At 40.4% G+C, this 4,096-nt stretch carries 3 protein-coding genes; 1 reads left to right on the top strand and 2 read right to left on the bottom strand.

Going from position 1 to position 4,096, the window contains the following annotated elements; all coding sequences use genetic code 11:
• Positions 1-664: 664 nt before the first annotated feature.
• Positions 665-1,426: a MobC family replication-relaxation protein gene (gene mobC / locus R7M72_RS24050; RefSeq protein WP_025789262.1), complete on the top strand. Its 762-nt coding sequence runs from the start codon at positions 665-667 to the stop codon at positions 1,424-1,426.
• Positions 1,427-1,989: 563 nt separating this feature from the next.
• Here the strand turns inward: mobC and R7M72_RS24045 are convergent.
• Complete coding sequence (locus R7M72_RS24045; protein WP_276394767.1) at positions 1,990-2,409, bottom strand: hypothetical protein; 420 nt, start codon at positions 2,407-2,409, stop codon at positions 1,990-1,992.
• Positions 2,399-3,406, bottom strand: coding sequence for a hypothetical protein (locus R7M72_RS24040; protein ID WP_025789264.1), 1,008 nt, complete (start codon positions 3,404-3,406; stop codon positions 2,399-2,401). The genes R7M72_RS24045 and R7M72_RS24040 overlap by 11 nt, the downstream gene beginning before the upstream one ends.
• Positions 3,407-4,096 lie beyond the last annotated feature (690 nt).

The following is a 4,096-nucleotide window of genomic DNA, read 5'->3' as shown; positions in this document are numbered from 1 at the left end:
ACTGAACCTTGAGTTACAACATAACTGCTTAGTTTGTTTGTCCTGGTGAAACTAAGCGAAGCGTTTTTACCAAGACAAACGAACCGGCAACGAGCAGCGCGAGGCGACAGTTCGAACAGCGAAACAAAGTGAGTTAGTGAGCCATGTTTTTTTCTGGCTCAATCGCCCAAGCGCCCCCTTGCGGGGTTCAATTGCTAGTCAGAAAAAAATGCGAAGTGTCCAACGTAGCATCGAGAAAACAGGTGAGCCCCCGAACCTTTTTCTCGACAGGGGGAGCCGAACCAAACGCCCGTTCCCGAACGAAAAGGCGAGCAGTTCCCAAACTGCGTTTTGGTTTGGGGGCTTGCCCCAAAATCCGTTGAGCAGGCGAGACCAAGTCCGTATAACGATGTAAAAACGAGACTCTTTGGACTTGTCCAAAAAGGGCGACATTTTTCACGCTCTATAGGGGCTTGGTCTCGCGGAGCGAGGCGGATTTTGCTTTAAATTAGAATTTGAATTGTAGGGGCGTCCAGCCCCGAAGATTTACATTCTAATTCATTGAAAAAGCACGCTTTTTCAATATTCGCCCTTTGGCGAAACTTCTTGTTATTGTTTGGATTTCATCGGTGTCTGCGGTCGGGTGCTATACTCCCCCGATGATAGACACCGATGGCAGAGGCCGATGAACACACAATATCTGATCCAAGATAAAACCGAACGTTACCAACGAAATGCAGACAACATGCAATGCGTCATACAATTTTTAATACAAGAAACGTACTCCACAATCACCAACTTAATGGTGCTTTTGAATTATCAAAAAAGGCAGCCTCTCGATCGTTTACTGGCAAAACTAAAAGGCTTAGACCTCATCAAAAAGTACGAACTAAAAACGCCAAGAGGGAAGCTTGCATTGTGGGGAGTGACCGACTTAGGCCTTGCGCAAAACCAACAGAAAAGTAATGGCAGAGAGAAGAGTTTTGTACCGTACCGAGTCACGGCCAAGAATGCAGAACATAAAATGAAAGTACAGTTTGTGCAGCTCCAGCTACAAAAAAATGGATGGCGTGATTGGGAAAATGGTAAGCATGAAGATGTACGCAAAAAATATCAGGTAGCACACAAACCGGATGGCTTGGTGAAAAGTCCTTCGGGAGCAAAGATTGCACTCGAACTGATGCAAACAATTCAAACGCCATCACGCTACAGGACCATTTTTAAAGAGCACATACAGGCAAAAAAAGAGGGGTACTGGCATGCAGTCTTTTTCATCGTTGAGAGTAACGAAATGAAAAAGCTGTTAGAGAACCACTTCAACAAAATTGAATACATAAGGTTCAAAGAATCGAAGCACCCATTCGAGTATTATCGTTCAAACCTTTACCGAATCTTCACATTAGAAGAGGTAAAGACCTTACAAGAAACAAGAGACCAAAAGCGGTGAATAAGGTTGTCGCAAGACTCCCCAAATCAGCCCTTTCGGCTGCGCCGACCCCTACCCATTTCAACTCTAAACTTGAGTGATTTGGGTATCATCTATGGTCGCTTTCCGTGGAGTTTTGTCTCTTACCCTTTCGGGCTGCCCTGCGCTGTGTGTAAAGCTTTCGCCCCCGTTCCAGTCACACAACACTAATCAGTTATTCCTTTTCCGCTTGTCCCCTCTAGCAGCTACAAGGGGCGGTGTTATCGAGCTTTACGCTTAGTTCTGATTAGTGCCTTTACCTCTCACCTTTGGAACATCCCTTGGTCGGTGAGTGATGCGCGTCGTTCTGTCCAAAACATCTTGATTCCAAACAGAGTGCAGAAATACTCTTGAAGTGCTTACTTGATATGGTCTATCATGGAAGGACTTACACAACGATTTGGTCATCATTTGTGAGTATTCCGAAAAAACCACTCCGGCAAGAGTGGTTTTTTCACATCTGGGGATAGAGATTAATCCTAAAATCGTTAGATCTCAATGATCAATGCAAAGATCTTTGTTGCATACTCTTCTCAAATTTTTGTTTAATCAGCCCTATGGTATATATCTTTATCAAGAGATATATAAAATGATGTTCTTATCTTTTCTGTAGTAATTAAAAAGTAACCACTATCAACAAGGTGTTTCTTTATTGCATCTTTTCCAATCGTTCCAAAAACAACCCCAATGACAAATAGAAAACAAGGAATGTAAGTTCCTAAATATTTACTCCACTCTTTAGGTAATTCAGGACGCTTATTAAAACAAATACAAACAAACCCTATTATACTTAAAAACCAAAACCATGATAAAAAAGGAACTATAGAAAAAACGGAGGTTAACGCTATAGATTCTGGATGATATATATAAACATCCAGTATTGGGCTTATCGCATCAAATAATAAGAAAGGCATCCCTATTAATACAAGAGGAACTCCTAAAAAAATCAGAATTCTATTTGGCATTTGTGGCCTCTTTTAAGCCATTTATTATGTTTTCTTCTATCTTGTTTTCATCCCAAATATTAGAAATAATTACATCAACACCAACCCAAACCATCGCACCAACCACCATAGGAATGGCAACTCCAAGAGCGACCGTCAAGCAAATAATCCCACCGACAACTGCACCAGTGGCTAAAAGCTTAAACAAATCACTTCCCATACTACCGCACCAATCAACTAAATGATAATCATCATTAAACATCAATTCATTAGTATTGATTGTTGCCGATATAATTAAACTTAAAACAGCCCCTTTCTTAAATCCATTTAATGTATCTTCAGCTAAAACACCCAACTGCTTAATTGTAGGGTTTGTAATTCTATATGGATAATTTTTTTTGATATTTAATCCATTAACAACAGCATAATACTTCTTAGGGTCATTCCAGAGACTGGATATTATTACTCGTTCTATTCCCTGAGCATCAATATATTGTTTAACTGTAATACCAAAGCCACCTAAAGCTTTTGATATTTTTGCCGCAGTAATAATACCTATGCCCATATCTATTTTTGAATGAATGTCATCTAATAGTTTCAGAGTTTCACTTCCAATCGTTTCCCCTTCTTCATTTTTTTGATGCCAGATATTCATCGCACACTTTGCGGCATCATCAACAGAGAAAATACAAACTTGTGTATGTCTACCTTCTAAGTATTCTTTCAAATCGTCTTGTAGATCTTTGTTCCATTCTGGCTCTGTTAGATCGTAGGCCTGTAACGCTGCCGCGTTACGTTCTGCAGTAGCACGCACACGATTTTTTTCCCAACGAGCGTAATCTTCTTGGGTATACGTCAATTCAGCTTGACGCTCTCGACGTTGGCGGGCAGCTCGCTCCCTTACTGTTTCTTCTCGAGCTTGCGGTTTTCTTAATGACTCTTCTTCATGGAGTGGCTTATAACCTCCACCAGAAGAACTCAACGGTTTTTTCTTTCTATCCAAAAAATTGTGTGGCATCAGTTCACCTAACCTCAATTAACGTGATGACATCATAACGACACTTAAAGGTGCGTAATATTGGTCATATGTTAAATAGGCAACTTCACTATCAAAAACACCACTTAGAAGCCCCTCAAACGCTCTAGGCACGATTTCAGACTGAAATCCGGCACATTACCCACCAAAAAACATTTGAAAGTTTGTGACACTTTGAGAGCGATTTACATAGCAATCTAACTAACTTCTAAACTCACTCAGAAACACCTCTGAAATGCTCGTTTTTCACATGTTCAACCTGCAACTAGGCATCTATCATTATCCAAAAATAAAAATGCCTAGTTGGCTCAAACCGCACAAACGGTCATTTGCCGCGTCACAACAATCATTCGAATTAAACTCACATTCACTGAACCAAAGAGTAACTCTTGTTACTTCAAAACTTGGCTCAAATGACAGCAAACTAACAGCGTGAGATCTTAAGATCATAGAGAAAAATGAAACACGCTAACTTGTGTCGAGATTTACGAAAAGAAAGGACGAAAAGCATGAACTTCAAAAAACGTTACATGACCATAATATTGCTCGCATTAGGATTAGGAAGTACTCAAAAAGCGCCTATCAACGAATTAACACTGAACCTTGAGTTACAACATAACTGCTTAGTTTGTTTGTCCTGGTGAAACTAAGCGAAGCGTTTTTACCAAGACA

It is taken from the genome of Vibrio sp. YT-18 (genome assembly GCF_033337345.1).
Lineage (GTDB): Bacteria > Pseudomonadota > Gammaproteobacteria > Enterobacterales > Vibrionaceae > Vibrio > Vibrio alginolyticus.
Note: the sequence above shows the minus strand (reverse complement) of the source record. Positions and strands in the feature narration are given on the sequence as shown.

What these genes read in the sequence shown, in the direction of transcription:
- R7M72_RS24045 (WP_276394767.1), bottom strand. Translation starts at nt 2,409, where the DNA reads ATGCCAAATAGAATTCTGATTTTTTTAGGAGTTCCTCTTGTATTAATA.
- mobC (WP_025789262.1), top strand. Translation starts at nt 665, where the DNA reads ATGAACACACAATATCTGATCCAAGATAAAACCGAACGTTACCAACGA.
- R7M72_RS24040 (WP_025789264.1), bottom strand. Translation starts at nt 3,406, where the DNA reads ATGCCACACAATTTTTTGGATAGAAAGAAAAAACCGTTGAGTTCTTCT.